The sequence below is a fragment of the Achromobacter sp. HZ01 genome, assembly GCF_003267925.1.
Lineage (GTDB): Bacteria > Pseudomonadota > Gammaproteobacteria > Burkholderiales > Burkholderiaceae_B > Achromobacter > Achromobacter pulmonis_A.
The window spans coordinates 1,883,164-1,897,183 of record NZ_LWKV01000001.1; the positions used below are offsets into that span (position 1 = coordinate 1,883,164).

A 14,020-nucleotide genomic window follows, 5' to 3' on the forward strand; every position below is an offset into this window, starting at 1 on the left:
AAGCTCCTAGAAATGTTAAGCAGCGCTGCTATCGGGTTGATTGACGTCGCGGCGGGTGGAGACGTCCTCGGCCAGTCGCGCGACGAATTCGTCGATGGCGATGGCGCCGAGGTCCAGACCACCCAGCCCGCGGACGGCGACGGTGCCGTTTTGTTTTTCCTTGTCGCCGACGACCAGGATGTACGGAACCTTTTGCAGGCTGTGTTCCCGAATTTTACGAGTGATTTTTTCACCGCGCAAATCGGACTCCACTCTAAAGCCTTGTTTTTTCAGGCTTTGCGTGATTTGGGCCGCATAATCGGCCGAAGGCTCGGAAATGCAGCACACCACGGCCTGCACCGGAGCCAGCCAGGGCGGCATGGCGCCGGCGTGGTTTTCGATCAACATGCCGATGAAACGCTCCAGCGAACCGAGGATCGCACGGTGCAGCATGACCGGCGGACGGCGCTGGTCGTTCTGGTCCACGTACTCGGCGCCCAGGCGCACGGGCATGGAGAAATCGACCTGGATCGTGCCGCACTGCCAGTGGCGGCCGATGGCGTCTTTCAGGGTGTATTCCACCTTGGGACCGTAGAAAGCGCCCTCTCCCGGCGAAATCTCGAATTCGCAGCCGGTGCGGCGCAGGCTTTCCATCAGGGCCGCCTCGGCCGTGTCCCAGACCTCGTCCGAACCGATGCGCTTTTCCGGACGCGTGGCGACCTTGTACAGTACCTCGGTGAAACCGAAGTCGCGGTAGACCTTCTGCAGCAGCGCCGTGAAGTCGGCGCATTCGTCCTGGAGCTGTTCTTCGGTACAGAAAATGTGGCCGTCGTCCTGCGTAAAGCCGCGCACGCGCATCATGCCGTGCAGCGAACCCGAGGGCTCGTTGCGGTGGCACTGGCCGAATTCGCCGTAGCGCAGCGGCAGTTCGCGATAGGAATGCAGGCCGGCGTTGAAGATCTGCACATGGCCCGGGCAGTTCATGGGCTTGAGGCCGTAGACACGGTTCTCGGACTCGGTCGTGAACATGTTTTCACGGTAGTTGTCCCAGTGGCCGGTCTTTTTCCAGAGCGAAATGTCCAGGATCTGCGGCGCCTTCACTTCCTGGTAGCCATTGTCGCGGTAGACGGAGCGCATGTACTGCTCCACCTGCTGCCACAGGGTCCAGCCCTTGGGGTGCCAGAAAATCAGGCCCGGGGCCTCGTCCTGGAAATGGAACAGGTCGAGCTCGCGGCCGATCTTGCGGTGGTCGCGGCGTTCGGCCTCTTCCAGCATGTGCAGATAGGCGTCCTGTTCTTCCTTGGTGGCCCAGGCGGTGCCGTAGATGCGCTGGAGCATCTCGTTCTTGCTGTCGCCGCGCCAGTAGGCGCCGGCCACCTTCATCAGCTTGAAGACCTTCAGCTTGCCGGTGGACGGCACGTGAGGGCCGCGGCACAGGTCGATGAAGTTGCCTTCGCGGTACAGGCTGAGCGTCTCGTTCGAGGGGATCGAGGCGATGATCTCGGCCTTGTACTTTTCGCCGATGCCCTTGAAGAATTCGACGGCGTCGTCGCGCGACCACTCTTCGCGCGTGACGGTTTCGTCCTTCTTGGCCAGTTCGGCCATTTTCTTTTCGATGGCGGCCAGGTCTTCGGGCGTGAAGGGACGCTTGTACGAAAAATCGTAGTAGAAGCCGTTGTCGATTACCGGGCCGATGGTGACCTGGGCGTCCGGGAACAGCTCCTTGACGGCATAGGCCAGCAGGTGGGCCGTGGAATGGCGGATCAGATCCAGGCCGTCGGCGTCCTTGGCGGTCACGATCGCCAGGCTTGCGTCGCCTTCGATGCGGAAGCTGGTGTCGACCAGCCGGGCTTGCTCGCCTTCGAACGTGACGCGCCCGCCCAGGGCGGCCTTGGCCAAGCCCGTGCCGATCGACTGCGCCACTTCAGCGACCGTTACCGGCCCCGGATATTGGCGCTGCGAACCATCGGGCAATGTGATCTGTACCATCGGGAGTCTTTCCTGGAGGTTCTGGAAACTGAAAAATCAAAAAACGGAAACGAAAAACGCGGCCTGGAAGCCGCGTTCTTTGGATTGTCTTGCTGAGTTCTGCCGCTGACCTGACACGGAGAAACCCGACGCACGAAAACACTAACGCGACATAGGGCGAAAGTTCCGGGTCGTAGTTCGTGCCAGCGGGTAAAGCATGGTGCGGTGCCTGTGTGGCTCGCGCTTGAAACGCGCGTAACCAAAATTCGTTTATCTGACCCGATTGTAGCACTAATGCCGCCTTTTCCGTGGCGAAAGCGCGACATCCAGCCCTAGGACTCCGACCTGTCCGTACCGCCGTCCGCCGACTCGATGCCGAAATCTGCGTCTGGCGGCTTGTCGTGTATCCATTATTTTTGTACTGTAACCAAACTTTAATCGTCATAGGCCATATTTACCTCCAGGAAAAGTCAAACAGTACAACGGTCCGAAATCAGCGCATTTCCAGTGCGAACAGCCGGCCGAAAACGTAATCTGGCTGCTACCAATCTAGGACCAACAGCGAACTCAGCGCGGAGCCGGCCTCCGGCATTCCGCCCCAATCAAAACAGCGGAAAGCACAAGATGAAACCTATTCCAGCGCCCCGCACCGCGGCACTCAATTCCTCCAGCCCCGCGCGTCCCGAAACCGGCAATCTGCCGGAAGCCCGCCAACACCTGCTGCTGTCGCGCCTGCCCCCGGTGGTCAACGTGGCCGTCCTGGACGACCACCCGGTCATCGCCGTGGGCGTAAGCGCCTATCTCGAAAGCCGGTCCGGCTTCCGGGTCCTGCACCAGGAAACCTCGGCCCGATCGTTACTGGAAAAGCTGTCCCACACGCCTTGCGACGTGGCCCTGGTGGATTTCTACCTGCCGCAGGATCTCTGGGACGGCGTGAGCTATCTGCGGCGCCTGCGCCGCTATCACCCCAACATGGCGATCATCACGTTCTCGGCCGGCAACCGCCAGGAAACCCAGTACGCCGCCTTCCGGGCGGGGGCAAACGGCTACATGGCCAAGAAATGGGGTTTGAGCCTGCTGCCCGAAATGATCCGAGGCGTGCTCAGCGGCAAGCACAAGTTCCTGACCGTGCGCGACGGCCGGGTCCACTCGCAGGAGCCCACCGCCCCGCACGAATCGCTGACCACCTCGGAAGTGGAGATCCTGCGCCACATCAGCCAGGGCTTTTCGGTGACACAGATCGCGGCGCGGCTGGTGCGCAGCAAGAAGACCATCAGCACGCACAAACGCTGCGCGATGCGCAAGCTGCAGCTGTCCGACGACTTGTCGCTGGCCCTGTACCTGCGCGAGAAGTTCGCGATCGAATGAAGCGCCCCGCCGCTCCCGCTATCGGTCCCTTAGATGATGCGGGAGTAGCTGGCCCCGCTGGCGGCCGATTGCAGGTAGCCGTCGAAGGCCATGGCCACGGCGCGCACGAAATACCAGCCCAGGCCGGTCACGCGCAGCGCGCCTTGCTGCAGTTCGACCAGGCCCAGTTCGGCCAGGCTGGTCATCTGCTCCAGTTCGCGGCTGAAGTAGTCGCCGAAGCACAGGCGGTGGCGCGCCTCGATGCGCGCGAAGTCCACGCGCCCCTGGCACATGATGTCCATGATGATCTCGCGCCGGACCAGGTCGTCCTCGCTCAGCGCCAGCCCTCTTTCCACCGCGAAGCGTCCGGACTCGATGGCCGCGTAATAGGTGTCCAGGTCCTTGGCGTTCTGGCTGTAGGTATCGCCGATGCGGCCGATGGCCGACACGCCCAGCGCGACCAGGTCGCGGTCGGGCTGCGTGCTGTAGCCCTGGAAGTTGCGATGCAGCTCGCCGCGCCGCTTGGCCACGGCCAGCGAATCGGAGTCCAGGGCGAAATGGTCCATGCCGATGTACGAATAACCCTGCTTCAGGAAGCCGTCGATGGCGGCGCTGAGCAGGCCCACCCGCGTGGCGCGCGGCGGCAGGTCGATCTCGTTGATGCGGCGCTGCGGCTTGAAGCGCGTGGGCAGATGGGCATAGGCATACAGCGCGATACGGTCGGGCCGCAGCGCGATGACCTGCTCGATGGTGCGGCCGAACGATTCCGCGGTCTGCAGCGGCAGGCCGTAGATCAGGTCCACGTTGACCGAGTCGTAGCGCAGCTCGCGGGCGCTGCGCACCAGCGCCTCCACCGACTCGAAGGACTGCACCCGATGCACCGCCGCCTGCACGCGCGCGTCGAAATCCTGCACGCCGAAGCTCAGGCGGTTAAAGCCCAGCCGGCGCAGATAGGCCAGCCGCTCGGGCGTGGCGGTGCGCGGATCGACCTCGATGGAAAGCTCCGCGTCGGGTTCGAAGCGGAAGGCGCGGCGCAGGTCCGCCATCAGGCGGTCCAGCTCGGCGTCGGAGAGAAAGGTCGGCGTGCCGCCGCCGAAATGCAGCTGCGAGACCGGCACGCCCTCGCCCAGTTCGCGCACGTGCAGGCCGATCTCGGCGGCCAGCGCGTCCAGGTAGCGGGCGGCGCGGTCATGGTGACGCGTGATCACCTTATTACAGGCACAGTAATAACAGACCGACTCGCAGAAAGGGATGTGCACATACAGCGAGAGCGGTTCATCCGGGCTGGTCGCCCGCCGCTGCCGCAGGGCCAGCCGGTAGTCCAGTTCGCCGAAACCGGCGTGATACCGGTCGGCAGTGGGATAAGAGGTGTAACGCGGCCCGTTCTTGTCCAGCCTTGCCAGCAGTTGGGGCGGAAACAGGGGCTTGGCGACCGCGGGCGCCTGGGCTTCGGACGGTTGAGGACGGGGAGCGGCTTGCATACTCCGGATTATTCGCCTGCGCCGGCCCGCCTCATTTGATCTGGCGCAAAACCAGGCCCTTAAAATGAGGCCATTCAAGTCTCACGATAAGGAAATCCCATGGGCACCGAACTGGATGGCCGCCTTCTGGCCATGCGCCAGGCGTTGGCGATCGCCATCGCCCTGTCCACACGCAGCAGCCCCCAGGCCACCGACATGGCGCTGGAACTGCTCGGCGACCTGAAGGCCAGCCTGGACGACACCCCTTCCGACAGCCCCTTCGAAACGCCCGAATGGGTCGCTGGCGCGCACGACGAACTCGACGGCATCGCCCGCCTGGTGCGGGCCTTCACCCAGACGCCCGAACCGGGCGGCGAGGCGTAGCCAGCGGCGTTCAGCTGGTTTCGCGCTGGACCAGCGTGAACCCCAGGTCCACGTGGCGTTCGGCGACGGCCTCGCCCGCCAGGTGCCGCATCAGCAGCCCGGCCGCGGCCGCGCCGATCTGGTAGCGGGGCGTGGCGATGGTCGACAGCGGCGGCGTGGTCCAGGCCGAACCGGCCAGGTCGTGAAAACCCACGATGGCCATGCGCTGCGGCACCGCCAGGCCCAGACGGCCGCACTGGAACACCGCGCCCTGGGCCAGGTCGTCATTGCAGAAAAAGACCGCGTCGCAATCGGGATGGGCGGCGTGCAGGTCCTGCAGCAATGACGCGCCCAGGCCGATGGACGATTTTTCCGGCGTCATGATCTCCAGCGCCGCGTCGTACAGGCCCGCGTCCCGCAGCGCCTGGCGGCAACCCTCGCAGCGGCGCAGCGAACGCGGGTCCAGCTGCGCGCCCACGATGCCGATGCGCCGGCAGCCGCGCTCGACCAGGTGGCGGCCGGCGGCGTAGCCCGAATCGAACTGCGAGAAGCCGACGCTCATGTGCTCGCCGCCGTCCAGGGTTTCGATGGTGTGCACCGTGGGCAGCCCGCGCGCGCGCAGCAGCTCCCATACGCTGGGGCTGTGGTCGATGCCGGTCAGGATCAGTCCGTCGGGCGAATGCTGCAGGTATTTGCGCAGCAGGCCTTCCTCCTCGTCCGGGCCATAGCCGGTCACGCCGATCAGCATGTGGTAGCCGTGGCGGTCCAGCACTTCCTTGATGCCGGCCAGGATGTCCACGAACACCACGTTGCTCAGCGACGGAATCAGCACCACGATGGTCTGCGAGCGCGCCGACGCCAGCGCGCTGGCGGCGTGATTGGGAACATAGCCCAGCTCCTCGCACGCCTGCACGATGCGCAGGCGCAGCGCCTCGGCCACCTTGTCCGGCGTGCGCAAGGCGCGCGACACCGTAATGGCGCTGACGCCGACGCGGCGCGCGACATCCTGCATGGTGACGCGCCCGGCGTGCGGGCTTCGGGGTTTACGGACGGACATTTGTCCTCGGCATGAGTTGGCGAGCGCGTAGTCTGACCCAAAAAACAAAGGCTTGCCAAAGCAAAAATGTTAGCGCTAACATTTTCGGCAGCATAAGCCAAAAATTCCGCACGACGGAGAGGAGACAAACCATGCGAGCCTTCCCACCGGGGCGGCCTGGCGGTTCGCCGCTGGCCCGCGCCGCCGACTGGTGCTTCGCGTTGCAGACCTGGCTGATGGCGGCCTGTCTGGCCGTAATGGTGATGTTGCTGTTCGGCAATGTGGCGCTGCGCTACCTGTTCAATTCCGGCATCAACGTATCGGACGAGATCTCCCGCCTGGCCTTCGTCTGGATGATTTTCCTAGGCTCGGTGATCGCGCTGCGCAGCCACCAGCACATCGGCGTCACCATGCTGGTCGAACGCTTCGGCCCGGGCGCGCGCCGCGCCGCGCACGTTTTCAGCCAGCTGCTGATCCTGTGGGTGCTCTGGCTGATGGCCGATGGCAGCTGGACCCAGACCGTCATCGGCCTGGACACGGCGCTGCCCGTCACCGGCATGCCGCTGGCGGCGTTCAACGCAGCCACGCTCTATGCCGCGGTCGCGATGGGCCTGCTGACGCTGGCCGATCTGGCGCGGGTGCTGGCCGGCGGCCCCCTGCCCCTGCCTCCCGGCCATGCGGGAGGCCAGGAATGACCCTCGCCCTGTTCCTGTTCGTGCTGCTGGGGCTGATCGCCCTGGGCCAGTCCATCGCCTTCGCGCTGCTGCTCAGCGCGATCGCCTTGATGGTCCAGCTGGACTTCTTCGACACCCAGATCCTGGCACAGAACATGCTGTCGGGCGCCAACAGCTTCACGCTCATGGCGGTGCCCCTGTTCATGCTGGCCGGAGAACTGATGAACGCCGGCGGCATTTCGCGCCGCATCGTCAATCTGGCCACCTTGCTGGTGGGACACATACGGGGGGGCCTGGGTTATGTCGCCATCTTCGCCAGCGTGCTGCTGGCGGCCCTGTCGGGCTCGGCCGTCGCCGACGCCGCGGCGCTGGGTTCCCTGCTGATCCCCATGCTGCGCGAAAAAGGCTACGACGCGGGCCAGGCCTCGGGGCTGATCGCCGCCAGCGGCATCATCGCCCCCATCATTCCGCCGTCGATCGCCTTCATCATCTTCGGCGTCGCCACCAACGTTTCCATCACCAAGCTGTTCTTCGCCGGCATCGCACCCGGGCTGATGATGGGCCTGACCCTGGTGGCGGTATGGGCCTGGGTGGCGCGCCGGCATGGCGGCGCCGGGCCGGCGCCGCGCGCCTCCTGGGGCGAGCGCGCCCGCGCGCTGCGCGAATCGCTGTGGGCCCTGATGCTGCCGGTCATCATCATAGGCGGGCTGCGCGGCGGCATCTTCACCCCGACCGAGGCGGCCGTCGTCGCAGCGGTCTACGCGCTGCTGATCAGCCTGTTCGTCTACCGCGAAATCGGCCTGCGCGATCTGGCGCCGCTGTTCGTCAACGCCGCCAGCACCACCGCCGTGGTCATGTTCCTGGTGGCCGCCGCCATGGTGTCCTCCTACATGATCACGCTGGCCGACATGCCAGAAGACCTCATCGCGCTGCTGGACCCGGTGCTGGACCGGCCCAAGCTGCTGATGTTCGCGCTGCTCATCCTGCTGACGCTGGTGGGCACGGTGATGGACCTCACGCCCACCATCCTGATCCTGGCGCCGGTGCTGATGCCGGTGGTCACCAAGGCCGGCATCGACCCCGTCTACTTCGGCGTGATGTTCGTCATGGTGGGCTGTGTGGGCCTGCTCACGCCGCCGGTGGGCACCGTGCTCAACGTGGTGTGCGGCGTCGCCCGCATCAATATGGAAACCATCATCAAAGGCGTGTGGCGCTATGTCGTCGCCTACACGCTGCTGTTGATCCTGCTGGTGATCTTCCCTGAACTGATCACCGTCCCTGCACGCTGGATGCATTAGAAAAATCCAAGGAGGAGCACCATGATCACCCGTTTCAAGACCCGCACCCTGGTCCTGGCCGCGGCGCTGTGCTGCACCGTCGCCGCCGCTTCGGCCGCCGACGTCAAACCGCGCCTGATCCGTTTCGGCTACGGCCTGAACGAAGACAGCGTCCAGGGCCGCGCCGCGCGCCACCTGGCGCAGGAACTGCAGAAAATCAGCGACGGCAAGCTCAAGATGAAAACCTTCGGCTCGGCCAGCCTGGGTTCGGACGAACAGATGCAAGGCGCGCTGGTCGGCGGCGTCCAGGAAATGATGGTGGGCTCGACCGCGCCGCTGGCCGGCATGGTCAAGGAGTTCGGCATGTTCGACCTGCCGTTCCTGTTCAACAGCGAAAAAGAAGCCGACGCCGTGCTCGACGGCCCGCTCGGCCAGGACCTGCTGAAAAAGCTGGAAGCCAAGGGCCTGGTCGGGCTGGTGTACTGGGAAAACGGCTTTCGCAACCTGACAAACTCCAAGCGCCCCATCGTGCGCGCCGAAGACCTGCAAGGCATCAAGCTGCGCGTCATGCAGAACCAGATCGCGCTCGGCGTGTTCAACGCGCTGGGCGCTAACGCCGTGCCCATGCCGTTCTCGGAACTGTTCACGGCGCTGGAGACGCGCACCGTGGACGGCCAGGAAAACCCCATCACCACCATCCAGAGCAGCAAGTTCTACGAGGTGCAGCCCTACCTGACCATCACCCGTCACGTCTATACACCGTGGGTGGTGCTGGCGTCCAAGAAATGGTGGGACGGCCTGTCGGCCGACGAACAGCGGCTGATCCGCCAGGCCGCCGCCTCGTCGCGCGATTTCGAACGCAAGGACAGCCGCGCCGATTCCCAGAAAGCCATGGGCATCCTGGAATCGGCCGGCATGAAGATCAATACTGTGTCTGAACAGGAAGTGGCGCGCATGCGCCAGACGGTGCAGCCGGTGGTCGACAAGTACACGCAGGAACTCGGCCCCGAACTGATCAAGCAGCTGAACGACGAAATCGGGAAGGCGCGCAACTGACCCGGTTTCCGGCCGCCCGGACCGCGCCGGGCGGCCACGCAACCATAGAGCGAGATGTCCATGCCGCACAATCCCCGCAAACTGCGCAGCCAGAAATGGTTTGACGACCCCACCCACGCCGACATGACCGCCATCTACGTCGAGCGCTATCTCAACTACGGCCTGACCCGGCAGGAACTGCAATCGGGCCGCCCCATCATCGGCATCGCCCAGACCGGCAGCGACCTGGTGCCGTGCAACCGCCACCACCTGGCGCTGGCCGAGCGCATCCGCGCCGGCATCCGCGACGCCGGCGGCATTCCGATGGAATTCCCCGTGCACCCGCTGGCCGAACAGGGCCGCCGTCCCACGGCCGCGCTGGACCGCAACCTGGCCTATCTGGGGCTGGTCGAGATCCTGCACGGCTATCCGCTGGACGGCGTGGTGCTGACCACCGGCTGCGACAAGAGCACGCCGGCCTGCCTCATGGCCGCGGCCACCATAGACATACCCGCGATCGTGCTGTCGGGCGGCCCGATGCTCGACGGCTGGCACGACGGCCAGCGCGTGGGCTCTGGCACGGTCATCTGGCATGCCCGCAAGCTCATGGCCGCCGGCAAGCTCGACTACGAAGGCTTCATGACCCTGGCCACCGCCTCGTCGCCCTCCATCGGCCACTGCAACACCATGGGCACGGCGCTGTCGATGAACTCGCTGGCCGAGGCCCTGGGCATGTCGCTGCCCACCTGCGCCAGCATCCCGGCGCCCTACCGCGAACGCGGCCAGATGGCCTACGCGACCGGCGTGCGCATCTGCGACATGGTGCGCGAAGACCTGCGCCCGTCCCACATCCTGACGCGCGAGGCCTTCGAGAACGCCATCGTCGTGGCCTCGGCGCTGGGCGCGTCCAGCAACTGCCCGCCCCACCTCATCGCCATCGCCCGGCACACCGGCATCGATCTCAGCCTGGACGACTGGCAGCGGCTGGGCGAAGACGTGCCGCTGCTGGTGAACTGCGTGCCCGCCGGCGAACACCTGGGCGAAGGCTTTCACCGCGCCGGCGGCGTTCCCGCCGTGCTGCACGAACTGGCCGCCGCCGGCCGCCTGCACACCGGCTGCGCCACGGTGTCGGGCAAGACCATAGGCGAGATCGCCGCCGCGGCCAAACCCCATGACGCCGACGTGATCCGCAGCTGCGACCGGCCGCTGAAGCACCGCGCCGGCTTCATCGTCCTGTCGGGCAACTTCTTCGACAGCGCCATCATCAAGATGTCGGTGGTGGGCGACGACTTCCGCCGCGCCTATCTGTCGCAGCCGGGGTCGGAAAACGCCTTCGAGGCGCGCGCCATCGTATTCGAAGGCCCCGAGGACTACCACGCGCGCATCGACGACCCGGCGCTGAACATCGACGAGCGCTGCATACTGGTGATCCGCGGCGCCGGCACCGTGGGCTACCCCGGCAGCGCCGAAGTCGTCAACATGGCGCCGCCTGCGGCCCTGATCAGGCGCGGCATCGATGACCTGCCCTGCATGGGCGACGGCCGCCAGAGCGGCACTTCCGCCAGCCCGTCGATCCTGAACATGTCGCCCGAGGCCGCGGTGGGCGGCGGCCTGGCGCTGCTGCGCACCGGCGACCGCATCCGCGTCGACCTGAACCAGCGCACGGTCACGGCGCTGGTGGACGAAACCGAAATGGCGCGCCGCAGCCAGGAACCCGGCTACCAGGCGCCCGCGTCGCAGACGCCGTGGCAGGAACTGTACCGGCAATGGGTGGGCCAACTATCGACCGGCGGCTGCCTGGAGCCGGCCACGCTGTACCTGAAGGTCGTGGAAACCCGCGGCGACCCCAGGCATTCGCACTGAGACCGGCGCCTATGCGCCGGGCGGCTTTTCATCCGCGGCGGGCGGGCACGGCGACGGCCGGGTAAGGACATAGGCGGCGCTGGCCAGGAAGAAAACCGCGACCGCCGCCCCCAGTTGCCAGGACGGGTCCGCGCCCCACCAGAAAAGCACGTACCCCAGCGCCATGCCCAGGCAGGCATAGGTCTTGCCCTTGGCCGACACGGCGCCCTGGTCGCGCCAGGCGCGCAGCGCGGGCCCGTAGGTGGGGCTGTCCAGCAGCCATTTTTCCAGCCTGGGGGACGAGCGCGAAAAGCAGCCCACCGCCAGGATCAGGAAGATGGTCGTAGGCATCACCGGCAGAAACGCGCCGATGATGCCCAACGCCAGCATCAGGCAGCCCAGGCATAGCCACAGCACTCTCATCATGGCAGTCGGCGGCGGGCCGCCGGGCGCCGGACGGAAGACTGGAAATTGGCCCGGGCGGTCTGACCCATGGGTTGCGAGTCCGTATCTGAAGAAACACCGCAATATACCGTAGCGGTGCATGACGGCCAGTCGGGATAGTATCCCAACACTATTGCGAACTATTGCGCTTTGCCTCCATACTAAACCCCCCAATCGTTTACTTTTGGAGGGTTTTGCAATGCAACGCGACGACATCCAAAAGCTGGGCGCGCAAGCCGCCCGCGACGGATTGACCTTGTGGGACTGCCCTTACTACCGTGCCCAGGCCATGCCGGCCCACACGGGGGAATCCATCGCGCAATGGCGCGACAAGGTCGAAGCCTGGGAAGCCGGTTGGATGGCACAGACCAAGAAATGGAAACAACCGCCAGGCGATAGCCAGCGATACGTACCGCGCGCGGTCGCTCGCCGCGCGCAGTGAACCTGCGGGGCCGCCCGGCCCCGAGCCGCTTTCTTCAATCGCCCAGGAGATGGCAATGGGAAAACTCGACCGGAACTCCCCTTTTTCGCGCGATGAAAACTCGGCCGAATGGAGGGGCAAGCTGCAGCACCCGGACGCCAGGCTGCTGACGCCCGCCGGCCGCGGCGAAATGCCGTCGGCCGAAGATGAACTGCGCCAGTACATGAAAGAAATCAGCCGCCGGCCGGGCTACGGCCACGTGAGCCACTTGCTGCACGAGGCGCAGCGCAAGCGCTGAACCGCAAGAGACCGGCCGCCGTGCGCGGCCGGCGCGCCGCTTCAGTCGGGCAGCCGCAGCACGGGCGGATCGTCCGGCCGGTAGTCGAGCGCCGCCTTGTTGCCGGCCTCGATGGCGGCGTCCCAGTTGTCGTAGGCCAGGTCCTCGCCCCGCTCCACACGGACGACGTCGCCCGTGCGGGCGGAACGCGTCACGATTTCCCATTCATACTTGCCGCCGCGCCCGGGCTGCACGACCAGCGTGCTCCGGTAGGCGGGTGGATTGCCTGTTTCCATCGTGCACCTCCATGCCGTGGAACAGCCATCTTACCGCCTAGCGAATCACGGCGGTGCCCTGAATGACGACGCCCGGCTGCGGGTACACAGGCTGCGGATAGGCGGGATAGACCACGGGCCGCGGCGCCTTGCACTTGCGCTCTTCCTTGTAGTCGCCGTTGCGCTTCCACTTGCGCTCGACCTTGCAGTTTCCGTCCCAGTACTCCTGCTTGTACTTGCCGCCATGATGGCCGCCGTAATAATAGTCCCGATGGTCATCGTGGTCGGCCATCGCCGGCATGGAGACCGCGGCGCACCCGATAAACGCTCCAACACAGAGCAACGTTATTTTTTTCATGATTACCTCGCGAGAACTGCTCGCCCGCAGCATAGATTCAACCCGCCCGCCAAATAAGACGGCGCGTTACAGGGCCCACCCTATTCCTACAAAAATGTGCAGATCGGCGCGCTTGCCGGACCCTCGGTAGCGCTTGATACAAGCTGGTAACGCGTGGAGCCGCCGGAACGGCATTTGCTCCGCAGCCGGGATTCATTATGGAGAGACCGCCATGAAACCCGCTCGCGCATTCCTGGCCATACCGCTGGCGCTGGCCGCGCTGTATCCGTCGACGACCCGGCTGCATGCCCAGCCGCAGAACCAGTCCGGCGCCCGCCAGGAGGCCGGCAAACAATCGGCGCCGGTCCCGAAGCAGGCCGGACCCGACGGCCAGGGCCCGGACACCGCGGGCCCCACGCCGCCCAAACCGCCTGCCCCCGCGGCCGGCCCGGCCGAGCGCGAGCCCCAGCAGATACGCGGCCAGGGCACCGTCAAGGGCTCGCGGGCCAACCCCGCGCCCGACGGAAAAATACCGGGAGGCCAGGCCGGCAGCGGCGGCCACAAGACCAACGAGTTCGGCCGCTGACGCTGGCCCCGCGGCACGCCGCTTGCTGCAAACTGATCGCCGCAGCGTTGCGGCGATCGTGCGAACCAGGAACCCGCGACATGCCCAAGCTTCCCTTCCATGCCGAATCCGACAACGAACGGCGCAAGGCCCAACCCACCGCGGACGGCCCTCCCACGGGGCGAGAGAACACTGACCCGGACTCGAACTCCGGCTATCCCGGCGGTGGAAAGGAACTGCCCGAAGGACGGGACGCCTACGGCCGCAACAAGAAAACCCAGGAGCAGGCGGGCAAAAATCCGCCAGTCGGCAAGCCGGGAGGCCGCTGACGTCGAATGCGCCGCCCGCCATCGCACACTCCTTACGCGCCCAGCTCTACGGGCGCTTTTTTTGAGACCCGCTCCTCTATTTCCCGCAGTAACAGTGCTGGACTTCGAGCGAGACGACAGTCATCGTCGTCCCTAAGGCAACTTCTACCCTTGGAGGCGCGAAATGGATGAGCTCATCCACAAGGCTGGCCAGGAAGCTGCAAGGCACGGCGTACCTCTCTCGGCCTGCCCGTACATGAAGGCGATAAACATGCCGGGCCACACGGGCGAATCGCCCAGCAAGTGGCGTGCGAAACTGACGTCCTGGGAAGACGGCTGGCGCCGCGAAACCCAGGCCAGGCTTGCCGAGCTGAAGCGGCGGCAACAGCAGCAACTGTCCGACTGAGGGCGG

Annotated in this window: 17 protein-coding genes; 11 read left to right on the forward strand and 6 right to left on the reverse strand. The window is 65.6% G+C overall.

Features of this window, described 5'->3' with window-relative positions:
- Positions 1 to 15: 15 nt before the first annotated feature.
- On the reverse strand, positions 16 to 1,968 hold the full coding sequence (gene thrS / locus A6B37_RS08835; RefSeq protein ID WP_111825493.1) for a threonine--tRNA ligase: 1,953 nt from the start codon (positions 1,966 to 1,968) through the stop codon (positions 16 to 18).
- Between the two features lie 603 nt (positions 1,969 to 2,571).
- On the opposite strand from thrS, the gene A6B37_RS08840 reads away from it, so the two are divergent.
- Positions 2,572 to 3,315, forward strand: a complete 744-nt coding sequence (locus A6B37_RS08840) for a response regulator transcription factor (RefSeq protein WP_102771648.1) — start codon at positions 2,572 to 2,574, stop codon at positions 3,313 to 3,315.
- A gap of 29 nt (positions 3,316 to 3,344) precedes the next feature.
- Here A6B37_RS08840 and hemN read toward each other — a convergent pair whose 3' ends face one another.
- Positions 3,345 to 4,775, reverse strand: coding sequence for an oxygen-independent coproporphyrinogen III oxidase (hemN, locus tag A6B37_RS08845; protein ID WP_111825494.1), 1,431 nt, complete (start codon positions 4,773 to 4,775; stop codon positions 3,345 to 3,347).
- A gap of 99 nt (positions 4,776 to 4,874) precedes the next feature.
- Here hemN and A6B37_RS08850 point away from each other — a divergent pair, with 99 nt between their 5' ends.
- Positions 4,875 to 5,138 (forward strand): hypothetical protein, encoded by a 264-nt coding sequence (locus A6B37_RS08850; RefSeq protein ID WP_102771650.1) that lies wholly within the window; start codon positions 4,875 to 4,877, stop codon positions 5,136 to 5,138.
- A 10-nt stretch (positions 5,139 to 5,148) separates the two neighbouring features.
- Here A6B37_RS08850 and A6B37_RS08855 read toward each other — a convergent pair whose 3' ends face one another.
- The gene (locus tag A6B37_RS08855) at positions 5,149 to 6,174 is read right to left on the reverse strand and encodes a LacI family DNA-binding transcriptional regulator (RefSeq protein WP_111825495.1); all 1,026 of its coding nucleotides are present in this window, start codon (positions 6,172 to 6,174) and stop codon (positions 5,149 to 5,151) included.
- 131 nt (positions 6,175 to 6,305) lie between these two features.
- Here A6B37_RS08855 and A6B37_RS08860 point away from each other — a divergent pair, with 131 nt between their 5' ends.
- The 4 genes from A6B37_RS08860 to A6B37_RS08875 are packed head-to-tail and all read left to right on the forward strand — an operon-like array spanning position 6,306 to position 11,002.
- On the forward strand, positions 6,306 to 6,848 hold the full coding sequence (locus tag A6B37_RS08860) for a TRAP transporter small permease (protein ID WP_111825496.1): 543 nt from the start codon (positions 6,306 to 6,308) through the stop codon (positions 6,846 to 6,848).
- Positions 6,845 to 8,125 carry a TRAP transporter large permease subunit gene (locus A6B37_RS08865; RefSeq protein ID WP_102771653.1) on the forward strand — a complete coding sequence of 427 codons (1,281 nt, stop codon included), beginning with the start codon at positions 6,845 to 6,847 and terminating at the stop codon, positions 8,123 to 8,125. The genes A6B37_RS08860 and A6B37_RS08865 overlap by 4 nt, the downstream gene beginning before the upstream one ends.
- Positions 8,126 to 8,146: 21 nt before the next feature.
- A complete protein-coding gene (locus tag A6B37_RS08870; protein ID WP_111825497.1) occupies positions 8,147 to 9,160 on the forward strand; it encodes a TRAP transporter substrate-binding protein in 1,014 nt (337 codons plus the stop codon).
- Between the two features lie 60 nt (positions 9,161 to 9,220).
- Positions 9,221 to 11,002 carry an IlvD/Edd family dehydratase gene (locus A6B37_RS08875; RefSeq protein WP_102771871.1) on the forward strand — a complete coding sequence of 594 codons (1,782 nt, stop codon included), beginning with the start codon at positions 9,221 to 9,223 and terminating at the stop codon, positions 11,000 to 11,002.
- 9 nt (positions 11,003 to 11,011) lie between these two features.
- On the opposite strand, the gene A6B37_RS08880 is transcribed toward A6B37_RS08875, so the two are convergent.
- On the reverse strand, positions 11,012 to 11,407 hold the full coding sequence (locus tag A6B37_RS08880) for a YbaN family protein (protein WP_111825498.1): 396 nt from the start codon (positions 11,405 to 11,407) through the stop codon (positions 11,012 to 11,014).
- 217 nt (positions 11,408 to 11,624) lie between these two features.
- On the opposite strand from A6B37_RS08880, the gene A6B37_RS08885 reads away from it, so the two are divergent.
- Both A6B37_RS08885 and A6B37_RS08890 read left to right on the forward strand, forming a co-directional pair.
- On the forward strand, positions 11,625 to 11,867 hold the full coding sequence (locus tag A6B37_RS08885; RefSeq protein ID WP_111825499.1) for a CrpP-related protein: 243 nt from the start codon (positions 11,625 to 11,627) through the stop codon (positions 11,865 to 11,867).
- Between the two features lie 55 nt (positions 11,868 to 11,922).
- Positions 11,923 to 12,144, forward strand: a complete 222-nt coding sequence (locus A6B37_RS08890; RefSeq protein WP_102771657.1) for a hypothetical protein — start codon at positions 11,923 to 11,925, stop codon at positions 12,142 to 12,144.
- 41 nt (positions 12,145 to 12,185) lie between these two features.
- Here A6B37_RS08890 and A6B37_RS08895 read toward each other — a convergent pair whose 3' ends face one another.
- Both A6B37_RS08895 and A6B37_RS08900 read right to left on the reverse strand, forming a co-directional pair.
- The gene (locus A6B37_RS08895) at positions 12,186 to 12,419 is read right to left on the reverse strand and encodes a hypothetical protein (RefSeq protein WP_102771658.1); all 234 of its coding nucleotides are present in this window, start codon (positions 12,417 to 12,419) and stop codon (positions 12,186 to 12,188) included.
- 37 nt (positions 12,420 to 12,456) lie between these two features.
- Positions 12,457 to 12,699, reverse strand: a complete 243-nt coding sequence (locus tag A6B37_RS08900; RefSeq protein ID WP_246842437.1) for a hypothetical protein — start codon at positions 12,697 to 12,699, stop codon at positions 12,457 to 12,459.
- A gap of 268 nt (positions 12,700 to 12,967) precedes the next feature.
- Here A6B37_RS08900 and A6B37_RS08905 point away from each other — a divergent pair, with 268 nt between their 5' ends.
- From A6B37_RS08905 to A6B37_RS08915, 3 genes are all read left to right on the forward strand, one after another.
- Complete coding sequence (locus A6B37_RS08905) at positions 12,968 to 13,321, forward strand: hypothetical protein (RefSeq protein WP_102771660.1); 354 nt, start codon at positions 12,968 to 12,970, stop codon at positions 13,319 to 13,321.
- Between the two features lie 80 nt (positions 13,322 to 13,401).
- Positions 13,402 to 13,629 (forward strand): hypothetical protein, encoded by a 228-nt coding sequence (locus tag A6B37_RS08910; protein WP_102771661.1) that lies wholly within the window; start codon positions 13,402 to 13,404, stop codon positions 13,627 to 13,629.
- Between the two features lie 163 nt (positions 13,630 to 13,792).
- A complete protein-coding gene (locus A6B37_RS08915) occupies positions 13,793 to 14,014 on the forward strand; it encodes a CrpP-related protein (protein WP_111825500.1) in 222 nt (73 codons plus the stop codon).
- Positions 14,015 to 14,020: the final 6 nt, after the last annotated feature.

What these genes read in the sequence shown, in the direction of transcription:
- thrS (WP_111825493.1), bottom strand. Translation starts at nt 1,968, where the DNA reads ATGGTACAGATCACATTGCCCGATGGTTCGCAGCGCCAATATCCGGGG.
- A6B37_RS08840 (WP_102771648.1), top strand. Translation starts at nt 2,572, where the DNA reads ATGAAACCTATTCCAGCGCCCCGCACCGCGGCACTCAATTCCTCCAGC.
- hemN (WP_111825494.1), bottom strand. Translation starts at nt 4,775, where the DNA reads ATGCAAGCCGCTCCCCGTCCTCAACCGTCCGAAGCCCAGGCGCCCGCG.
- A6B37_RS08850 (WP_102771650.1), top strand. Translation starts at nt 4,875, where the DNA reads ATGGGCACCGAACTGGATGGCCGCCTTCTGGCCATGCGCCAGGCGTTG.
- A6B37_RS08855 (WP_111825495.1), bottom strand. Translation starts at nt 6,174, where the DNA reads ATGTCCGTCCGTAAACCCCGAAGCCCGCACGCCGGGCGCGTCACCATG.
- A6B37_RS08860 (WP_111825496.1), top strand. Translation starts at nt 6,306, where the DNA reads ATGCGAGCCTTCCCACCGGGGCGGCCTGGCGGTTCGCCGCTGGCCCGC.
- A6B37_RS08865 (WP_102771653.1), top strand. Translation starts at nt 6,845, where the DNA reads ATGACCCTCGCCCTGTTCCTGTTCGTGCTGCTGGGGCTGATCGCCCTG.
- A6B37_RS08870 (WP_111825497.1), top strand. Translation starts at nt 8,147, where the DNA reads ATGATCACCCGTTTCAAGACCCGCACCCTGGTCCTGGCCGCGGCGCTG.
- A6B37_RS08875 (WP_102771871.1), top strand. Translation starts at nt 9,221, where the DNA reads ATGCCGCACAATCCCCGCAAACTGCGCAGCCAGAAATGGTTTGACGAC.
- A6B37_RS08880 (WP_111825498.1), bottom strand. Translation starts at nt 11,407, where the DNA reads ATGATGAGAGTGCTGTGGCTATGCCTGGGCTGCCTGATGCTGGCGTTG.
- A6B37_RS08885 (WP_111825499.1), top strand. Translation starts at nt 11,625, where the DNA reads ATGCAACGCGACGACATCCAAAAGCTGGGCGCGCAAGCCGCCCGCGAC.
- A6B37_RS08890 (WP_102771657.1), top strand. Translation starts at nt 11,923, where the DNA reads ATGGGAAAACTCGACCGGAACTCCCCTTTTTCGCGCGATGAAAACTCG.
- A6B37_RS08895 (WP_102771658.1), bottom strand. Translation starts at nt 12,419, where the DNA reads ATGGAAACAGGCAATCCACCCGCCTACCGGAGCACGCTGGTCGTGCAG.
- A6B37_RS08900 (WP_246842437.1), bottom strand. Translation starts at nt 12,699, where the DNA reads ATGCCGGCGATGGCCGACCACGATGACCATCGGGACTATTATTACGGC.
- A6B37_RS08905 (WP_102771660.1), top strand. Translation starts at nt 12,968, where the DNA reads ATGAAACCCGCTCGCGCATTCCTGGCCATACCGCTGGCGCTGGCCGCG.
- A6B37_RS08910 (WP_102771661.1), top strand. Translation starts at nt 13,402, where the DNA reads ATGCCCAAGCTTCCCTTCCATGCCGAATCCGACAACGAACGGCGCAAG.
- A6B37_RS08915 (WP_111825500.1), top strand. Translation starts at nt 13,793, where the DNA reads ATGGATGAGCTCATCCACAAGGCTGGCCAGGAAGCTGCAAGGCACGGC.